Source organism: Ichthyenterobacterium magnum (assembly GCF_003610635.1).
GTDB classification, from domain to species: Bacteria; Bacteroidota; Bacteroidia; order Flavobacteriales; family Flavobacteriaceae; genus Ichthyenterobacterium; species Ichthyenterobacterium magnum.
In genome coordinates, this window is sequence record NZ_RAQJ01000002.1 from 476,790 (window position 1) to 496,483 (window position 19,694).

Annotated in this window: 16 protein-coding genes and 1 pseudogene; 13 read left to right on the top strand and 4 right to left on the bottom strand. The window is 31.3% G+C overall.

The features are described from left to right. A partial coding sequence (locus BXY80_RS13925; protein ID WP_162843288.1) for an HYR-like domain-containing protein occupies window positions 1–1,823 on the bottom strand: 1,823 nt, incomplete at its 3' end. A 393-nt stretch (window positions 1,824–2,216) separates the two neighbouring features. Continuing rightward, window positions 2,217–3,728 (bottom strand): histidine ammonia-lyase, encoded by a 1,512-nt coding sequence (gene hutH, locus BXY80_RS08110; RefSeq protein WP_120200790.1) that lies wholly within the window; start codon window positions 3,726–3,728, stop codon window positions 2,217–2,219. A 125-nt stretch (window positions 3,729–3,853) separates the two neighbouring features. Here hutH and BXY80_RS08115 point away from each other — a divergent pair, with 125 nt between their 5' ends. Further along, window positions 3,854–4,897 (top strand): TlpA family protein disulfide reductase, encoded by a 1,044-nt coding sequence (locus BXY80_RS08115; RefSeq protein WP_120200856.1) that lies wholly within the window; start codon window positions 3,854–3,856, stop codon window positions 4,895–4,897. 59 nt (window positions 4,898–4,956) lie between these two features. Here BXY80_RS08115 and BXY80_RS08120 read toward each other — a convergent pair whose 3' ends face one another. Beyond that, entirely contained in the window at window positions 4,957–6,507 is a 1,551-nt protein-coding gene (locus BXY80_RS08120; RefSeq protein ID WP_120200792.1) for an NAD(P)H-hydrate dehydratase, read from the bottom strand. Between the two features lie 180 nt (window positions 6,508–6,687). Here BXY80_RS08120 and thrA point away from each other — a divergent pair, with 180 nt between their 5' ends. The 8 genes and pseudogenes from thrA to BXY80_RS08160 all read left to right on the top strand — a co-directional run bounded on the left by thrA (window position 6,688) and on the right by BXY80_RS08160 (window position 15,722). After that, the gene (thrA, locus tag BXY80_RS08125; protein WP_120200793.1) at window positions 6,688–9,132 is read left to right on the top strand and encodes a bifunctional aspartate kinase/homoserine dehydrogenase I; all 2,445 of its coding nucleotides are present in this window, start codon (window positions 6,688–6,690) and stop codon (window positions 9,130–9,132) included. 3 nt (window positions 9,133–9,135) lie between these two features. Continuing rightward, window positions 9,136–10,065, top strand: coding sequence for a homoserine kinase (locus BXY80_RS08130; protein ID WP_120200795.1), 930 nt, complete (start codon window positions 9,136–9,138; stop codon window positions 10,063–10,065). A gap of 121 nt (window positions 10,066–10,186) precedes the next feature. Continuing rightward, a complete protein-coding gene (gene thrC / locus BXY80_RS08135) occupies window positions 10,187–11,482 on the top strand; it encodes a threonine synthase (RefSeq protein WP_120200797.1) in 1,296 nt (431 codons plus the stop codon). 104 nt (window positions 11,483–11,586) lie between these two features. Then, the gene (gene gcvT, locus BXY80_RS08140) at window positions 11,587–12,657 is read left to right on the top strand and encodes a glycine cleavage system aminomethyltransferase GcvT (protein ID WP_120200799.1); all 1,071 of its coding nucleotides are present in this window, start codon (window positions 11,587–11,589) and stop codon (window positions 12,655–12,657) included. Next, window positions 12,658–13,572 (top strand): glutaminase, encoded by a 915-nt coding sequence (locus tag BXY80_RS08145; protein WP_120200801.1) that lies wholly within the window; start codon window positions 12,658–12,660, stop codon window positions 13,570–13,572. 19 nt (window positions 13,573–13,591) lie between these two features. After that, window positions 13,592–14,419: a sugar nucleotide-binding protein gene (locus BXY80_RS08150; RefSeq protein WP_120200803.1), complete on the top strand. Its 828-nt coding sequence runs from the start codon at window positions 13,592–13,594 to the stop codon at window positions 14,417–14,419. Between the two features lie 126 nt (window positions 14,420–14,545). Beyond that, a pseudogene (locus BXY80_RS08155) lies at window positions 14,546–14,837 on the top strand (4a-hydroxytetrahydrobiopterin dehydratase). Window positions 14,838–15,002: 165 nt separating this feature from the next. Then, a complete protein-coding gene (locus BXY80_RS08160; RefSeq protein WP_120200805.1) occupies window positions 15,003–15,722 on the top strand; it encodes a YebC/PmpR family DNA-binding transcriptional regulator in 720 nt (239 codons plus the stop codon). Between the two features lie 5 nt (window positions 15,723–15,727). Here the strand turns inward: BXY80_RS08160 and BXY80_RS08165 are convergent, their stop codons facing one another. Beyond that, a complete protein-coding gene (locus tag BXY80_RS08165; protein ID WP_120200807.1) occupies window positions 15,728–16,561 on the bottom strand; it encodes a tyrosine-type recombinase/integrase in 834 nt (277 codons plus the stop codon). 197 nt (window positions 16,562–16,758) lie between these two features. Between BXY80_RS08165 and BXY80_RS08170 the strand changes: the two genes are divergently transcribed. From BXY80_RS08170 to BXY80_RS08185, 4 genes are all read left to right on the top strand, one after another. After that, complete coding sequence (locus BXY80_RS08170; protein ID WP_147376112.1) at window positions 16,759–17,652, top strand: hypothetical protein; 894 nt, start codon at window positions 16,759–16,761, stop codon at window positions 17,650–17,652. Between the two features lie 157 nt (window positions 17,653–17,809). Further along, window positions 17,810–18,307 carry a hypothetical protein gene (locus BXY80_RS08175; RefSeq protein ID WP_147376113.1) on the top strand — a complete coding sequence of 166 codons (498 nt, stop codon included), beginning with the start codon at window positions 17,810–17,812 and terminating at the stop codon, window positions 18,305–18,307. A 154-nt stretch (window positions 18,308–18,461) separates the two neighbouring features. Beyond that, window positions 18,462–18,893 (top strand): hypothetical protein, encoded by a 432-nt coding sequence (locus tag BXY80_RS08180; protein ID WP_120200813.1) that lies wholly within the window; start codon window positions 18,462–18,464, stop codon window positions 18,891–18,893. 224 nt (window positions 18,894–19,117) lie between these two features. Beyond that, window positions 19,118–19,465 (top strand): hypothetical protein, encoded by a 348-nt coding sequence (locus BXY80_RS08185; protein WP_147376114.1) that lies wholly within the window; start codon window positions 19,118–19,120, stop codon window positions 19,463–19,465. Window positions 19,466–19,694: the final 229 nt, after the last annotated feature.

A 19,694-nucleotide genomic window follows, 5' to 3' on the forward strand; every position in this document is an offset into this window, starting at 1 on the left:
TCACCTTCTATTAAACATGCACCTGTTCCGCTATTTGAGTAGCCTAAACTTGGTGCTTGGAATACATTTGCTTCTTCACATGTTAATTCGCCACCTTCTGGTGTATTAAACACTGCTGGTGGTGCTGGTAAAACTGTATAGCGAACTGTTGCGAAAATATCTCTTTCACAATCATCTTTATACGTCCAGTTTACATCAATATATCCTCCACATTCTGTGTAGTTTGGTGTTGCTACACCTGGTACTTCACCTTCTATTAAACATGCACCTGTTCCGCTATTTGAGTAGCCTAAACTTGGTGCTTGGAATACATTTGCTTCTTCACATGTTAATTCGCCACCTTCTGGTGTATTAAACACTGCTGGTGGTGCTGGATCAACTATAATCATAAATGGTCCAGCAGACAAATCTCTATTACAAGCATCTTTTCCATTAAAAGAGATTTCTATATATCCTCCACATTCAGTAAATTTTCTATCATATGAAGCTTCAATACTACCAGAAATAGCACATGCTCCTCCTTCTATGTTATTAGTATATGTCGCGTCTGGCACTGTCCATGTTGCAGCATCTGCACAAGTAATATTTGAAGGAATCTCTGGTGGAGTTAACTCAGCTATTGGTGTTGGCAATACAGTAATTTCTTGAGTTGCTGTTACGTTTAAATCACTACTACAAGGATCTATTATAGTCCACGTTCTAGTAAATATTCCTCCATTACATGCATCTACATTGCTATAATCTTCTACTGGGTCAATTCTATCAAGAAATGGTCCACAATTATCTGTTGCAGTTACGTCTGGAGCAGGTGGGATTTGATCAATACAATCTACTGTAGTGTTTTGTGGAATACCACTAAACTCATAAGGTGATTGGTCACGTCCAGTATAAGTAAGTACTAATGGTGGATCTACAAAATTACCACATTGATCTTGAATGGTATATGTGTAGACAGCCATCCATTTACAATCATATCCTTTTGAATGTTCAGTTCTATTAACAATAACTGGACCTCCACAAAGATCTTCATAATATCCTGCAATTACGTCTGCAGGTGGGCCTTCTTTTTTATTTTCAAAGCATAAATCTAAGTCATACTCACTTGTAGGAAAGTTTTCTATATCTCTTTTTAATTCTGGTGGATCTTGATCACTACCACTTACTGTAATTGTAAATTCAGGATATGGATTACCACAAGCATCTGTAATTAAATACTTATATTCTGCTGTCCAAGAACAATTATCTACCATAACAGGAGACCCTGTTTTAATGAGTGTTAACTCAGTACCACAGTTATCAGAAAACAGACTTTTAATATAGTCATCATCATAACCAGCTTGCCCAGCATCTGCAAAGCATGCATTAAAGCCTACTATATCAGGTGGTAGTTCTCCATCTAAAGATGGTGGTATTCTGTCTCCACCAAAATAGTGAATTTTAAGTGGATCTTGGTCTACACCATTACACTTAATGTGATACGAGTGAATTATCTCCCAATCACAGTCTGTTGCTTCTGCTCCAGGCGTGTTGTGACTAATCATTTCAGAAGTTTTAATCACTTCAATTTCTGCGTCATCACCACAAGTTTCCATAGCTGTTAAAGCAATTGCTGCTTCTGATGGTCCAGCTGGAGCATCACTCATGCAACCATCAATAAAATTACTTGCTTGCATTGCACCCATAGAAAACAGAAAAAGGGCTATAAAGGAAAATACCTTTAAGCTCTTAAATTGTTTTGCGATAGAATCAATGCTACAACACGATAAATTTGTGGTAGACAACCAATACTTGGCTTCACTACCACTTCGGGTAAAATTGTTCATAAACATAACATTTGGTTTTAAATTAAAATTATCTTAACATTTATAATTCTAGGTAATACTAATATTACCAACATAACTAAGCAATTAACTGCTTACAGATAGGCTTGGGACCAAATAGATAGAATTGAATTACACTTAATGCAATACAAAACAATCTAAACAATGAGTATTTACATACTCATTACGTAATAAATGTGCTAATAATCAATTGTTGTGCTATCAAACAATTTTTGGTAAGACATAAAAACACTTTGCTATTATGGTGCTTTTATAAAATTCAAAATGAACTGAATTCACCCTGAATTACTATCAAAAGTATATTATAAAATATTGAACGCCAAATAAATTTTATCTTTTTTTATATAATAAACAGTTGAACATTTTTTTTTGCATTTAATCGAAAATGAGATCATTTTCTATGCAAAAATCATCGATAAAATGGATTGATGTTTTTATCATTTTATGCAAAATATCATCTTGGGTTAAAAATTTGACCTCTAATCTATAAGCATTTAAAAATGATTCAATTAAAGGGGATGATTTTTTTGGTTTTCGAAATTCTAATGCTTGAGACGCATTAAATAATTCTATGGCTAATATATGCTTTAAATTAGTAATTAATGTAAAAGCTTGAGTTGCCGAATTTGCTCCCATACTCACATGGTCTTCTTGACCATTAGATGACACAATAGAATCTATACTTGCAGGTGTAGCTAATTGTTTATTAGCACTCACAATGCTTGCAGCGGTATATTGAGGAATCATAAATCCAGAATTAAGCCCTGGATTATCAACTAAAAATGTTGGTAAACCTCTAAGACCAGAAACTAGTTGATATATTCTACGCTCAGAAATATTACCAAGTTCTGCCATTGCAATTTTTAGATAATCTAAAGCTAATGCTAGTGGTTGCCCATGAAAATTTCCTCCAGAAATAATTTTATCTTCACCAATAAATATATTTGGATTATCTGTAACAGAATTAATTTCTGTTTTAAAAACTTTATGTACAAACGCTATAGTATCTTTTGTAGCACCATGTACTTGCGGAATGCACCTAAATGAATAGGGATCTTGAACATGCTCTTTTTCTTGACTAATTAATTCGCTATCTTCTAAAAACTCCCTAACTCGTGCTGCGGTTTTTAGTTGACCTCTATGAGGTCTTACTAAATGTACAAGTTCATTAAAAGGCTCTATTCTTCCATCAAATGCATCTAAAGATATACTTCCTATAAAATCTGCTAAATAGGATAGTTTATACGACTCACATATTAAATGTACTCCATAGGCACTCATAAATTGTGTTCCGTTTAATAAAGCCAAACCTTCTTTAGATTGCAATGTTATAGGTTTCCAATTAAAGTCATTTAAAATATCTTGAGCATCACAAACTTTTCCATTATACTCTACTTCTCCTTTACCAATTAATGGTAAAGCTAAATGAGCAAGAGGCGCAAGATCACCAGATGCACCTAAAGAACCTTGCGTATAAACTATTGGTAATATATCATGATTAAAAAAATCTATAAGCCTCAAAACTGTATCTAACTGTACACCACTATGACCATAATTTAGAGATTGTACTTTTAACAATAGCATTAATTTAACTACAGCATTTGGTACTCTTTCTCCAATGCCGCAAGCATGAGACATCACTAAATTTTCTTGTAATTGGGTTAAATTTTCTTTAGAAACTTTTACATTATACAACGACCCAAAACCTGTATTAATCCCATAAATTGGATCATCTTGTTTTTGCATTCTATCATCTAAATATGCTCTACAGTTTTTAATTCTGTTTATTGCTTCGTCTGAAAGCTGTATTTTTTTATTATAAAAAATAATGTCTTTAATCGTAGATAATTCTAATACTTCTGAAGATATATAATGTATTGATTCCATGTTTAAAATTTAGTTAGCCAAAATTCAGCATAAGATTGAAACTATGCAACAAATGTTAATAATTAATATAATTTAGTAACTCTAAAATTAATCTGCTATTTTTGGGAAAACTAAAAAAATTTCAAATGAAAAGATTACTCTTATTATCATTGTGTTTTATCACAATTATAGCATGTAAAGAAGCACCTAAAGACTATGTAACTATTAGTGGTAAAATCACTAATCCTGACGATAGTAAAACTTTAAAAATATTTAAAGGAAAAGAGTTTGAAAAAGTAATAACTTTAAATGATGATGGTACTTTTAGCGACACTCTAAAAGTTGCTAAAGGTGATTACTCAATTAATCATGGTCAAGAATATGGGAATATATACCTTGAAAATGGTTTTGTAGCATCTTTTGATACAGATTATGAAGATTTTGATAATACTATTGCCTATAAAGGCGATGGAGCTGATATCAATAATTTTGTAATTAAATCTTACTTGATTTCTGGTGATTATTTTACTGACGAATTAGTTTCTGAAGGATCTCAAGATGACTTAGACAAAGCCATTGCAGATTATAAAGCTGGATTTAAAGCATTACAAGATAGCTATCCAGGTTTAGACTCATTACATATAGCAAATGGAGAACAATCAATGAACGGAAACATTACATCTTTAAAAAGATATATGTCAGGGAAATTAGCTTTGCGTAAAGCTTTTCCAAAAGGGTCAGCTTCTCCAACTTTTGAAAACTATGAAAACTATAAAGGCGGCACAACTTCACTTGCAGACTTAAAAGGAAAGTATGTTTATGTAGATGTTTGGGCTACTTGGTGTGGACCATGTAAACGTGAAATCCCTTCGCTAAAAAAAGTTGAAAAACAATTTCACGGAAAAAACATAGAGTTTGTAAGTATTTCTGTTGATAACGGAAGAGGTTATAAAGAAAAAACAGTTGAAGCCTCTAAAGAAGGTTGGAAAAAAATGATTAAAGAAAAAGAACTTGGAGGCATTCAGTTATTTGCTGATAATGCTTTTAACTCTGATTTTGTGAAAAATTATAAAATTAATGGTATTCCTCGTTTTATCTTGATTGATCCACAAGGAAATATTGTAAGTGCAGATGCGCCTAGGCCATCTAACCCAAAACTTATTGAGCTATTTAATACGTTAAATATCTAATACATCGTTATAAAACGTTAATAAAAAAGAGCCACTTAATATTGGCTCTTTTTTATTATCTATTTTTCTTGTTCTTCTTCTTCAACTGGAGGTTCTTCAGGTTGTCTAAATAAATCTATATAAGCTTCACCTAAAGCCTCAATTACATGACTTGCAATTAAACTTTGATAACCTAAATCTTCTACAGCAATATCTGCAGATTTACCATGTAAATAAACTCCAAAAAGAGCTGCAATTAATGGATTGTAACCTTGAGCTAAAAGCCCTGTAATCACACCTGTTAACACATCGCCAGTTCCTCCAGTAGCTAAGCCTGGGTTCCCTGTAGAGTTCACGTACAATTTTTCATTAAAAACAGTAATTGTATTAGCGCCTTTAATTACAACAATAATGTTATACTTTTTCGAAAATGCCTTTACTTTTTTTAGTTTATCAAAATCATCTTTCCACTTACCTATTAAACGTTCTAGCTCTTTTGGATGAGGCGTTAAAATTGTTTGCTCAGGCAACAACTTTAACAACGTCTTCTTTTTAGCGATAATATTTAAACCATCTGCATCAATAACTAAAGGCGTCTTATTAGACTTTAAAAAAGCTTCAAAAGCCGAAATTGTTTTGGTATTAGTTCCTAAACCAACTCCAATCCCAATAGCATTAGGTTTGATATCAAAATCAATAGCTGTAATAAACTCATCATTAGTATCAGTAATTACCATTGCTTCAGGAAATGAAGACTGTAAAATAGTATAACCACATTTTGGAATATAGTTTGTCACTAAACCAGCACCTGAAGACAATGCACCTCTGCTAGCCAAAGTTACAGACCCAATTTTACCATAGCTTCCTCCTATTATTAAACTATGCCCAAAGGTTCCTTTATGAGAAAATTTTTCTCTCGGTTTATACATAGATAAAACTTCGTATTTACCAATAAGTTCTGCTTCGGTTTCTGTTGTAAATAAATATTCTGGATCAATTCCAATATCTAAAATCTCCCATTGCCCATTAAACTTCGCTGTATCTGGCAAAAAAAATCCAAGCTTAGGTGATTGAAAACTTAAGGTATAATTTGCCCAAACTACATTGTTTTCATTTTCTGGCACTTTATCTGTATGCAGTCCTGAAGGTATATCTACTGCAAGCGTAAATGCCTTTGATGTCTTAAAATGTTGAAACAGTGCTTTTACCCAATCGTCTGTAGGTCTATTTAACCCAATTCCAAAAACAGCATCAATAATTATATCATCTGGATTAATTTGCGGAAACTCTTCTTTACAACTTAATAGCGTTGGCCATTCTTTAGTAGTTTGTTTTATACGATCATAATTGACTAAAAAATCTTTAGAACGTTTATCACTGCAATTAATTACATAAGTTTTTACATTATAACCATGCGTAATTAAATGTCTAGCAACAACTAAACCATCTCCTCCATTATTACCAATACCACAAAACACATGAATAGGCACCTGTGCGCCTTGCATACGCATATGTATCCAATTAAAAATTTGAATACCAGCACGCTCCATCAAATCTGTAGATGTAATACCTTGTTTTTTAGAGGTTAATGCATCTCCTTGGTAAATTTGCTCTTTAGAAAAAATCTTCATTATATGTAATAATTCTTTATAATTTTTGTCAATTCTTCAAAAAACAGAAAATTGTTTTTTAATTAAAGTAAAAGTAATACTTTTCTCTTTGCAAATAATACCAAAAAATGATTGATTAATTGATAAGTATTAAAGTTTCAATTAGTTTATTTGTAGTAATTATTTTAAGTACTTAATAAAATGAATGTATTAAAATTTGGTGGTACATCTGTTGGTTCGCCAAAAAACATAAATAAAGTTATTAGCATTTTAGAGAATTATGCTGAAAAAGATAATGTTACATGTGTAGTTTCTGCTGTTGGCGGAATCACAGACAAACTCTTAAAAGCTGGCGCTTTAGCTCAAAAAAAAGATGCTTCATATAAGAAAAGCTTTAAGGCTATTAAAAAAATACATTTTGATATTGTAGAAGAATTGATTCCTAAAAAGAATAAAAAAATTGTTTCACAGATTGAAAGTAAATTTGAAGAGCTTCGCGATTTACTTGATGGTATTTTTTTAATTAATGAATTATCACCAAAAACCTCAGATAAGCTTACAAGTTTTGGCGAACTCATTTCATCATACATTATTGCTGAAACTATGGAGTCTCGTGGCATTGATGTAAAGCGAAAAAACAGTCAAGAGTTAATTATTACAAATGATGATTTCACTAAAGCAGAAATAGATACTAAGCTTACTAATAAAAATATAAAATCCTATTTTTCTGACGCTAAACAAAGCATAACAATCTTACCTGGTTTTGTAGCAAAATCTGTTTCTGGAGAACAAACTACATTAGGTCGAGGTGGCTCAGATTTTACCGCTGCAATCGTTGCTGCAGCTTTAAAAGTTGAACGTTTAGAAATTTGGACAGATGTAAGCGGAATGTTTACTACAAACCCTAAACTAGTAAAACAAGCACTACCAATAAAAAAACTATCATATCAAGAAGCTATGGAGTTATCGCACTTTGGTGCAAAAGTATTATATCCGCCAACTGTACAACCAGCTTTAGATGTAAACATACCTATACATATAAAAAACACATTACACCCAGAACATGAAGGTACTATAATTTCTAACGAAGTTGTTTCAACCAAAAAATCAGTTAAAGGTATTAGCAATATAAATAACATTGCACTATTAACCTTAGAAGGTAGCGGAATGGTTGGTATACCTGGCTTTTCTAAGCGTTTATTTGAAATCTTAGCACAAGAAAAAATAAATGTCATCTTAATTACCCAAGCATCGTCTGAGCACTCCATATGTTTTGGCATAGATGATAAAGATGCAGATATAGCTAAACAAGCAATTGATACCGCATTTGAAAATGAAATATCCCTTCATAAAATTGAACCTATTCAGTTAGAAAAAGAATTATCTATAGTAGCGCTTATTGGTGATCATATGAAAAATCATCAAGGTATTAGCGGAAAAATGTTTAGTACACTTGGTAAAAACAACATCAATATTAGAGCAATTGCTCAAGGTGCTTCAGAAAAAAATATTTCTGCAGTAATCGCTCAAAAAGATGTAAAAAAAGCATTAAACACATTACATGAACGGTTTTTTGAAGTAAAAACAAAACAAGTGAATGTGTTTATTACTGGTGTAGGCAATGTTGGTGAAAAACTCATCGAACAAATACAACAACAACACAGTTTTTTACAAAAAAACTTAAAATTGAATGTTCGCATAGTTGGTATTTCTAACTCAAGAAAAATGTTTTTTAATAGTGATGGTATTAATCTTAACAATTGGACATCGCAATTTCATTACGCAGATAAATCTAACATTAAAGGTTTTTTTGACAAAGCCGTCGAACTTAATTTACGAAATAGCATCTTTGTAGATGTTACTGCAAGTGAAGCAGTTGCTGCTATGTATGCCGATTATTTAAAGCAAAACATAGCTGTAGTTGCTTGTAATAAAATTGCTTGTTCTGGTACTTTTGAAAACTATAAAAAACTTCAAGAATTATCATTAAAATACAATGCGCCTTTTTTATACGAAACTAATGTTGGCGCAGGATTACCTGTTATAAATACATTAAACAATTTAGTAGCTTCTGGAGATAAAGTAACAAGTATTCAAGCCGTTTTATCTGGCAGTCTAAACTTTATATTTAATAATTATAGCGACCGAAAAAACTTTCACGACACAGTTAAACAAGCGCAATATGAAGGTTATACAGAACCAGACCCAAGAATAGATTTAAGTGGTGTTGATGTAGCAAGAAAAATATTAATACTAGCTCGAGAAAACAAAACAAATATAGATTTAGAAGATATTGATAATGTGTCCTTTTTAACAGAAAAAAACCTCAACAGTACTTCTATAGATCACTTTTATGATACCTTAATTGAAGATGAAGCTCATTTTCAAAAACTATATGCTTCAGCAAAAGCAAATAATTGCCAATTAAAATATGTTGCCGAATACAATAATGGCAAAGCAAAAGTTGGTTTAAGAGAAATCCCTGAAGGACATCCATTTTACAACCTAAAAGGAAAAGATAATATCATCATGTTTTATACAGAACGCTATCCAGATTTACCACTAATTGTTAGAGGTGCTGGTGCTGGTGCTGATGTAACTGCATCTGGCCTTTTCGCAGATATTATTAGAATTGGAAATAATTAATATATGGATAAAATTAAAATATTTTCTCCAGCAACAGTAGCTAATATCTCATGTGGGTTTGATGCTTTAGGCTTAGCTCTTGAAGGTAAAGGTGACGAAATGGTGTTTAACAAAACAACCACTAATACAATACGTATAACAAAAATTGAAGGTGCCAATTTACCATATAATATTGATGAGAATTTAGTAGGCATTGTTGCAAAAATTATGATGCAAGACGCCAATGCAAATTTTGGTTTAGATATAGAAATTTATAAAGGATTTAAACCTGGTAGTGGCTTAGGGTCTAGTGCGGCAAGCGCAGCAGGAACTACTTTTGCTCTTAATGAATTACTAGGAAAACCGTATACAAAAACGCAGCTAACCAAATATGCAATGTTAGGTGAAGAAGCGGCTTGTGGCTCACAAATTGCAGATAATGTTTCTGCAGCTCTATTTGGTGGTTTTGTTTTAATTAGAAGTTATAACCCTTTAGAAATTGTAAGTTTACCTGTTCCTAAAGATTTGTTTGTTACTGCATTGCATCCACAAATTGAAATAAAAACTGAAGATGCACGTAATGTGCTTCCAAAAGAAGTTTCATTAAAAAGCGCTATTACACAATGGTCTAATGTTGGCGGGCTAATTAGTGGTTTATACACAAGTGATTATGATTTAATAGGTAGATCGCTTCAAGATGTAATTGTAGAGCCTGTTCGCAAGAAACTCATTCCACATTTTGATGCAGTAAAAAATGCAGCAATAAATTCTGGAGCATTAGGTGCTGGAATTTCTGGAGCTGGACCTACTATTTTTGCTCTAAGTAAAAGTGAGGTAACTGCGAAAAATGTTTTAAAAAATATGCAATCTACTTATGAAAACACAGGAATAGACTTCTCTATTTTTAACTCAAAAATAAGTACTCAAGGTGTTAGAATAGTGAATAGTGAATAGTGAATAGTGAATAGTGAAATTTTGTCATTCTGAATAAAGCGAAGAATCTCAATTTATAAGTAACAAAATAGTTTGTCATATCGAGCGCAGTCGAGATATCTTTTAATAATTTTATAAATCAATGCAATATTATTCTCTCAATAGAAAAGCACCAAACACAACATTTAAAAATGCTGTTATTAAAGGACTTGCTCCAGATAGAGGCTTATATTTTCCAGAAAGTATCACTCCTCTTCCAAAAACATTTTTTGATAATATAGATAGTATATCTCGTAACGACATTGCTTTTGAAGCTTTGAAACAATTTGTTTTACCAGAAATCCCTGAAGCTGAATTAAAACAAATTATAAGTGAAACACTATCATTTGAGTTTCCTATAGTAGAACTCAATAAAAATATATCAACGCTCGAATTATTTCATGGTCCAACTATGGCATTTAAAGATGTTGGCGCACGATTTATGGCGCGTTGTCTAGGTTATTTCAATAAGGATAACACTGAAGAAGTTACTGTATTAGTTGCTACTTCAGGAGATACTGGAGGCGCAGTTGCAAACGGTTTTCTTGGAGTAAAAGGTGTAAATGTAGTTATACTTTATCCTTCAGGAAAAGTAAGTGACATTCAAGAAAAACAGTTAACAACCTTAGGTCAAAATATTACTGCTTTAGAAGTAGATGGTGTGTTTGATGATTGCCAAGATATGGTAAAACGTGCATTTTTAGATAACGAGTTAACAAGCAAAATGCAACTCACATCTGCAAACTCAATAAATGTAGCGCGTTGGTTACCTCAACTACTCTATTTTATGTTTACTTATAAACAATTACATAATACTTACAATGATATTGTTTTTTCTATACCTAGTGGTAATTTCGGTAATATTTGTGCAGGTATGATGGCTCAAAAATTAGGCTTACCAATAAAACATTTTATAGCTTCAAATAATCAAAATAATGTTGTAACAAACTATTTGCTAACTCAAAACTATATCCCAAAACCTTCAGTACAAACCATTAGCAATGCTATGGATGTTGGCAATCCTAGTAACTTCATACGTATTCAAGAAATTTATAAAAACGATTTTCAAACATTGAAAAACAACCTTACGTCTTATAGCTTTACAGATGACAACACAAAAGTTGCCATGAAAGAGATTTACAACAGTTATAATTATGTTGCAGATCCTCATGGAGCAGTTGGTTACCTTGGCGCTAAAGCATATGTAAAAACTAACCCAAATACACACTGCGTGTTTTTAGAAACAGCACATCCAACTAAATTTTTAGATGTGGTAGAAAATGTTATTGAAGAAAAACAGCTCTTACCAACTCAAATAAAAGCTGTGATGCACAAAGAAAAAAAGTCAATAAAAATTAGTGACTATAATGATTTAAAATCATTTCTAATTAATCAGTAAATTTCTTTTTTTATCAACAAAATTACAAGTACTTTAAATCTGTTTTTTTGGTTATAAAAACCATATATTTTCAATACTTTTGTTACTTAACTTAAGGATTAAAAATGAAAAATACAGCTTTAACATCAACCCATGAAGCACTTGGTGCAAAACTAGTTCCTTTTGCTGGCTATAACATGCCTGTGCAATATGAAGGCGTTAACATTGAGCATGAAACCGTACGAAATTCGGTAGGCGTTTTTGATGTCTCACATATGGGAGAATTTTTAATTGAAGGTCCAAACGCATTAGATTTAATACAAAGCATATGTAGCAATGATGCTTCAAAATTAACTGTTGGAAAAGCACAATATAGCTGCCTACCAAATGATGATGGCGGAATTGTTGACGATCTAATTATATATAAAGTAAAAGAAGAAACTTATTTACTTGTTGTAAATGCAAGTAATATTGAAAAAGACTGGAACTGGATACAGTCTAAAAATACAGTTGGCGCAGCCATGCGTGATTTAAGCGAAGAGTATTCACTACTTGCAATTCAAGGCCCTAAAGCTGTTGAGGCAATGCAAAGTTTATCGAGTCATGACTTATCTCAAATAAAATTTTACAATTTTGTTGTAGGTGATTTTGCAGGTATCGAGCATGTTATAATTTCTGCTACAGGTTATACAGGAAGTGGCGGATTTGAAATTTATTGTAAGAATGATGAAGTCAAGCAAATTTGGGATAAAGTAACTGAAGCTGGAGCTAAGCCAATTGGTCTTGCTGCTCGTGACACCTTACGTTTAGAAATGGGATATTGCCTTTACGGAAATGATATTGATGATACAACGTCTCCTATTGAAGCTGGTTTAGGATGGATTACAAAATTCTCAAAAAAATTCACTAACTCTGAAGCTTTAGAAGACGAAAAGCGTCGTGGCGCTGAACGCAAACTCATTGCATTTCAGCTTGATGATCGTGGTATTCCGCGTCAAGGTTATGATATTGTAGATGGTCAAGGCAAAAAAATTGGCGAAGTTACTTCTGGCACTATGTCGCCAAGTTTAGGAAAAGGAATAGGTTTAGGTTATGTACCAACTATTTTTGCAGATGTAGATAGTAAAATTAATATTCAAATACGAAAAAATTCAGTTCCTGCAACCATAGTTAAGCTTCCATTTTACAAAGGATAAATGTTAGATTACCAAGAGGTTTTAAATACTATTTATGCAAATGCAATTCAAGAAAAAAACAAAGGAATTGTTGCTTCTTATATTCCAGAATTAAAACATATAGATGCTAGTAATTTTGGGATTCATTTAAGGCTTATAACTGGCAAAACTTATAATGTAGGTCAAGCTGAAACACATTTTTCAATACAAAGTATATCTAAAGTTTTATCATTAGCATATGCGTTTTCTTTAGTAGGCAATAAACTGTGGCAACGACTAGACGTTGAACCCTCTGGAAATCCATTTAACCATCTGGCTTTATTAGAATTAGAACATGGTATTCCTCGAAATCCTTTTATTAATTCTGGAGCAATTGTAATTGCCGACATCTTAATTTCAAACCTAAAAAATCCCAAAGAAGACTTTTTAAACTATGTTAGAGATTTAACTAATGATACGTCGATTAATTTTAATAAAAAGGTAGCACAATCAGAAAAAAACACAGGCTTTACAAATTATGCTGCCGCAAATCTTTTAAAGTCATTTAACAATCTTGAAAACCCAGTTGAAGACGTTTTAGATTTTTATTTTCATCAATGTGCCATAGAAATGAATTGCACACAACTTTCAAATGCATTTTTTGCTTTTGCCAACCAAGGCAAATGTGTATTAAACAAAACACGCTTAACGTCGAGCCAAGCCAAACGCATAAATGCTATTATGCTAACTTGCGGTTTTTATGACGAAGCTGGTGAATTTGCATTTGAAGTTGGATTACCAGGAAAAAGTGGTGTTGGTGGCGGCATTGTAGCATTACTCCCAAACGAATTTGTGATTTCGGTTTGGTCTCCTGGGTTAAATGACAAAGGCAACTCTAAGTTAGGCATGCAAGCTTTAGAGCAATTTACAACATTAACAAAACGCTCTATATTTTAATCTGCACTAGAATAACTTAATGCTAAAACAAAAACATACCATCTTAATTCTAGGAGCAAGCGGTTTTATTGGCAATGCCATTTACAAAGAGCTCTGCTCCTATTTTAGAACTTTTGGTACTTACAGTACACCAAATAAAGAGTTTGAAGAGAACAATCATTTGTTTCAATATAATGTAGAAGAAGATGATGTTTTTGAAATTTTAGAAACTGTAAAACCTACGCTCATTATTTCTGCTTTACGAGGTGATTTTCATGCCCAAGTTATAGCACATCAACATATTTTAGAATACCTTATCACTCATAAAAGCAAACTCATTTTTTTATCTTCTTCTAATGTATTTGATGCGTATAGTAAATACCCAAGTTATGAGTATGATAAAACCTTAAGCCATAGTATTTATGGACATTTTAAAATAAAGATTGAAAACATGCTGCTACGCTTACCAAAAAAGCAAGTAGTTATTATTAGATTACCTATGGTTTTGGGAGCTCAATCACCTAGAGTTAAAGACATTAAGCAATTAATAAAAAATAATGAAGCTATTGAGGTGTTCCCCAATATTATCATGAATGTTACTTCAGATTTTAAAGTAACACAACAAATTCATTATATCATAAACAGAAACAAAACTGGTGTTTTTCATTTAGGTAGCACAGATTTGGTACATCATGATGATTTTATAAAAGACATTATAAAGATAATCACGGCTAAAAAGGTGAATTACAAACATGTTTATACTACAAATGAAGATCGTTATTTAGCGGTGCTTCCAAAGTTTAACAAACTACCTAAACACCTTCAAATAAGTAGTAAACAAGTTTTAGAAGAGCTTGACAAAAGCTAGAGTTTATATAACTTCAATGCAAATAAAAGCGCTATTTAAGTTATTCGTCATATTTATTATTTTAAACTAATTTATTCCTTTTTAATCAAAAAATATTGCCTAAATTTATTGCAAACTATTTAGAGTATGTTACTATTAAGCGAAGATATTATAGAAAAAAAATTACTTCATTTTCCTGATTGGCAATTTTATAAAAACACATTATACGCCGAATTTGAATTTGATAATTTTAAAGACTGTTTTAGTGCTATGAGTAGAATAGCTTTTGAGTGTGAAGCACAAAACCATCATCCTAAATGGACTAATATCTATAATGTTTTAAAAATATCACTATCTACACATGATGCAAATGGTGTAACAGAAAAAAATTTTAAAATTGGCCGCTGCAATTGAAGCTATTGTAGAGGTTCAGGAATAAAAAAGTCTTTAGTATACAGTTACTATTAGTAGTATTTACTCAAAAAAAATTAAAATAATATTATTGTCATAACAATTCTTTCAGTTTGTAGATTTTTTTAAATTTGCTACAAGTACAAGATACTTTAAAATTTTAGACATTTCAATATACTTATAACTTAAAACTATGGGAAGAGCTTTTGAATTTAGAAAAGCACGTAAAATGAAACGTTGGTCGGCAATGAGTAAAGCCTTTACACGTATTGGTAAAGACATTGTAATGGCAGTAAAAGAAGGTGGTCCAGATCCAGATAGTAATTCTCGTTTAAGAGCTGTAATACAAAATGCAAAGGCTGTAAATATGCCTAAAGATAATGTAGAACGTGCCATTAAAAAAGCTAGCGAGAAAGATCAAGGCGATTATAAAGAAGTTATTTTTGAGGGTTACGCACCACATGGTATTGCAATTTTAGTAGAAACTGCAACAGATAATAATACACGTACAGTAGCAAACGTACGTAGCTATTTTAATAAATGTGATGGTAGCTTAGGCACTTCGGGTTCGGTAGTATTTATGTTTGATCACACATGTAATTTTAGAATTAATGCAGAAGGCTTAGACCCTGAAGATATTGAATTAGAGTTTATAGATTTTGGTGCCGAAGAGGTTTTTGCAGACGATGATGGTATTTTAATTTATGCACCTTTTGAAAGTTTTGGAGCTATTCAAGCCGAGTTAGAATCTCGAGAAATAGAAATTTTATCCTCTGGTTTTGAACGCATTCCGCAGGTAACTAAAACATTAAGTGCAGAAGCTGTTGTAGATGTAGAAAAGTTACTTGAGAAACTTGAAGAAGATGACGATGTACAAAATGTCTTTCATAATATGGAAGAACAAACAGAATAAAACACTTATAATGCATCTAACGGACTTACGACATTAGTTATTGTAGATTGGGCAACTTGAGTGTATTGTAATGTTGTACCAATATTTTTATGCCCCAATAATCTTTGAATTATTCGTATGTCTGTTCCGTTTTCAAGCAAATGAGTTGCAAAAGTATGTCTTAAAGTGTGCACAGTTATAGGTTTTTTTATTTTAGCTTTGTTTGCTGACAATTTTAAAATTTTTCTAATGCTACCTGCGCTATATGCATTAGAATGCTGTCCTTCAAATAAATTAACCTTAGGTCTATATTCTTTAAAGTATATTCGTAATAATGCTAATAAACTTTCTGGCAGCATTACAATTCTATCCTTTTTTCCTTTAGCATTTTTAATATGCACTAACATTCTATTACTATCAATATCATTAATTTTAAGGTTGACAGCTTCGCTAATACGCAAACCCATTCCGTAAATAGTAGCAAGAATAGCTTTGTGTTTAATATTATTAGTATGCTCTAGAATTTGCTTTATTTCATGTTTAGAAAGAATTTGAGGTAAATAATTTTCGGATCTTGAAGGGTAAATAATTGAGAAGTCTATATGCCTTTTAAACAGTTCTTTATAAAATAAGTTTAACGCTCCAATAAGTTGCTTCTGAGATGAAGCACTATATTGCTTTATTTTTACAAGCTTAATGGTACAAGTAATGATGTCTTTGTCTGTTAGTTTTTCTAAATGAGTATCATTAAAATTAAAGAATTCGCTAAATAATTTAATAAAATTCAAATACGTTTTCATTGTATTTGGTGTATATCTTTTTAGCTCCAAAATGGTTTTAAACTTTAAAAGGTATGACATAACTCATTGTTAATTAGTTATCAACTAAATATACAAAAAGTATTGAATAACTAATCTATGTATAGGTTATTTGTAATAATTATAATAAGTTTGTATATAGTAACGTTGCCACACATTTGAAAATAAGAACATTGAGAAAAATTTACTTACTGACTTTAATGTCAATTATTTTATTTAACTGCCAAAATAAAACGGAATTGAGAACTGATTTACAGCCAATTTATTCAGATTCGAAAAACGCTTTACAAGGAAATAATCTGTATGGAAAAGTTAAAAAAATTGAATATTACAAAACAACTTTTCAGAACACAGAAAATGAAGATAAACCTGTTCTGAACAAAATAGAAGAATACACCGATTTTGGAGAATTGAAAAAAGTAGAATACTTCGATAATTATGGAGAACTTACACAAACCAATGTTATTGATTATAACAAAAACCAAGAGGTCATAAAAAGTGTTTCAATTAACAAATCAAACGAATCGAATATTATTCAAACTTCGGAATATGATACTATCAAAAACACAAGTGAATTGAGTGTTTTCGTTAATGATACAATTGACCATAAAACAACTTTTTATTATGGAAAAAATGATTATCAAATAAAACGAATTTCTATTAAAGGAAATGATACGACCGAAGTTAATTTAGAATACGCTTTTGACGATAATGATAAAATAATATCTTCTACACAAAAAGAAAAAGGGAATGACAAATCAACGACAACAAATCTGTTTAAATATGACAATAACAACAATTTAATAGAATCGTCATATAAAACAGAATGGATGGAAATGATAAGCGAAACGGAATGGAAAGATGGAAGAATTTTTAAACAAACTTCTTATACAATATCAGCGGATTTAAAAAAGCATAAAAACAACATAACTGAATTTGATATTTTATATAATCCTATCAATTCAAAAGAATTCGAGGATTCAAAATTAAACCGAGAATTGAAATTTGATTATGAATTTGACAAAAATGGGAATTGGATTAAGAAAAATGTATCAATGAAAGAACATTTTAATAATTCAAAGGAATTCGTTCCAATTTATGTTGATACGAGAAAAATAAGTTATTGGAAATAAAAAACGTGTGGCAACAACGTGTATAATTCATTGCTACTGCTGGCTAAGACGACGATCTTTGCGTACTTTTTACTATATTGTTGCTGCGGAAAATAAAGCGTGTACTTTTACGCAACACATCATAACACGAACACGTTGTAAAACATTTGAGGAAAAAATGGAAAGTCTATTTAAAAAATTAAAGTTAATTGATTCCTTGGTGTTTGAATATGATATTGAACCAAAAGAATTTCAGAAAAGAATCAAACTGATTGTTGATGAAGAAACACCTATTTTATTAGACGAATTATATCGTTCAAAAAAAATATTTTGCGGAAAAGTAGGAGATAATAAATTCACTTTGAGAAAAAAAAGAAAGTTTATGAATCTAAATATTCAATCGTCTAATGCTGTTGGAATAATAAGTGTGGAAAATCAGAAAACCAAACTAAACGTGAAAATTTTCGGATATGATGAAATCTCAACACTTGCGATAATAATTGGACCAATATTCTTTTTGATATTATTTTCTGTAATCATAATAAAAGAAGCTTATCCTGCATTAATATTGTTTGTTCCAATAGCAACATTGATATTGATTTTCCCATATTACACTATGAAAAAAAATATGAAAATATTCCGAAATGAGTTAAATGAGAATTTGAAATTTAAATAAAAAACGTTTTACAACACCGTATATAAAAAATTGCTATTTTTAGCTTAACCAATGTTAGTTGCTTTGCTTGGTAGCTTCTGATTTTCCTTCGGAAAATCCTCGCACACAAGCACGCAACTTTCCATATACATAAACGTTGTGCAACATTTCAAAAATGACCCGAACTGAATTCAAAAAACATATCGACAAGACTCTTTCGGAACTGAAGCTCTATGCGGAATTACACGCTGGAATGGAGTTGCCTAACGAGTATGAATTTGAATGGCAATTTGCTGATAAACCAAAAGCAGTCGGAAAGGAGAACGTGACTGAATTAATTGCTGAAAGAGTTTATTTAAACGAAAACAAAATTTATCCTTGCGTTGACTTAATTGTAGAAAAAATAACTGACGAAAACCGGATTCTCATAAGTGGACGAATTGCTGGTTATGAACCGAGAGAATTTGGAAAAGGTTGGAGTAATCGACCAGGACCATTCATTTACGGAATTGGAAATGAAATTTTGACTGGAAAAATAAACTGTGATTCGAAAGAATTTAAGAATATGCTTTACGAAAAAGGATTATTACATTATAAAACTGAATAAAAAAACGTTGCACAACACCGTATAAAATTAATGGCTAGTCCTCGCCTACTTACGAAAATCCTCGCGGATTTTCTATCTGGTGTTTATTTGCTAAATTAGGTGCTTAAACACGCCACTAATCTTATACAAATCCGTTAGCCTTCATTTTAACCAAACTGAAACCTATGAAAAAAAATGTTTACGGAATAATAATTACGATACTATGTATTATCAATATTCTATTTATGATTTTCTGCTACTTTGTATATGATATGGGAAAGATTAACAATATTTACATAATTGGCGGAACGATTATCTCAATAGTTCTTTTAATACTTCTTTTTAAAAATAATGTTTATGGATATATTGGAACAATAATCTTTTACGGAATACAAATGATAGGAACTGTATTAATTTTCGATAATTTTAGATACGGGCTAATTTTTCGCCAAGAATCTAATATGACTATTAATTCAAACTCATTTCTAGAGGATTTGAATTTTACAGCAATTTTGATAGTGATTTTAAGCTTTCTTGGTTACTACCGACATATGAAACTGCAAGAACTAAAAACGGATTCTCAAACTGAATAAAAAAACGAAAGGCTAACACTGTATATAAAAAATGCGTAATTTAGTGCTAAACCAAAGGAAAGTGCGTACTTGCTTTCATCCGATTTTCGTTCCGAAAATCCTCTGACACAAGCACGCACTTTTCATATACAAACCCGTTGTGCAACATTTGAAATGACATTCGAAATAGGAAAATACCAAGTTGAATTATTAAACGAATCTGACTATAATCCAGACTCGAATGACAATC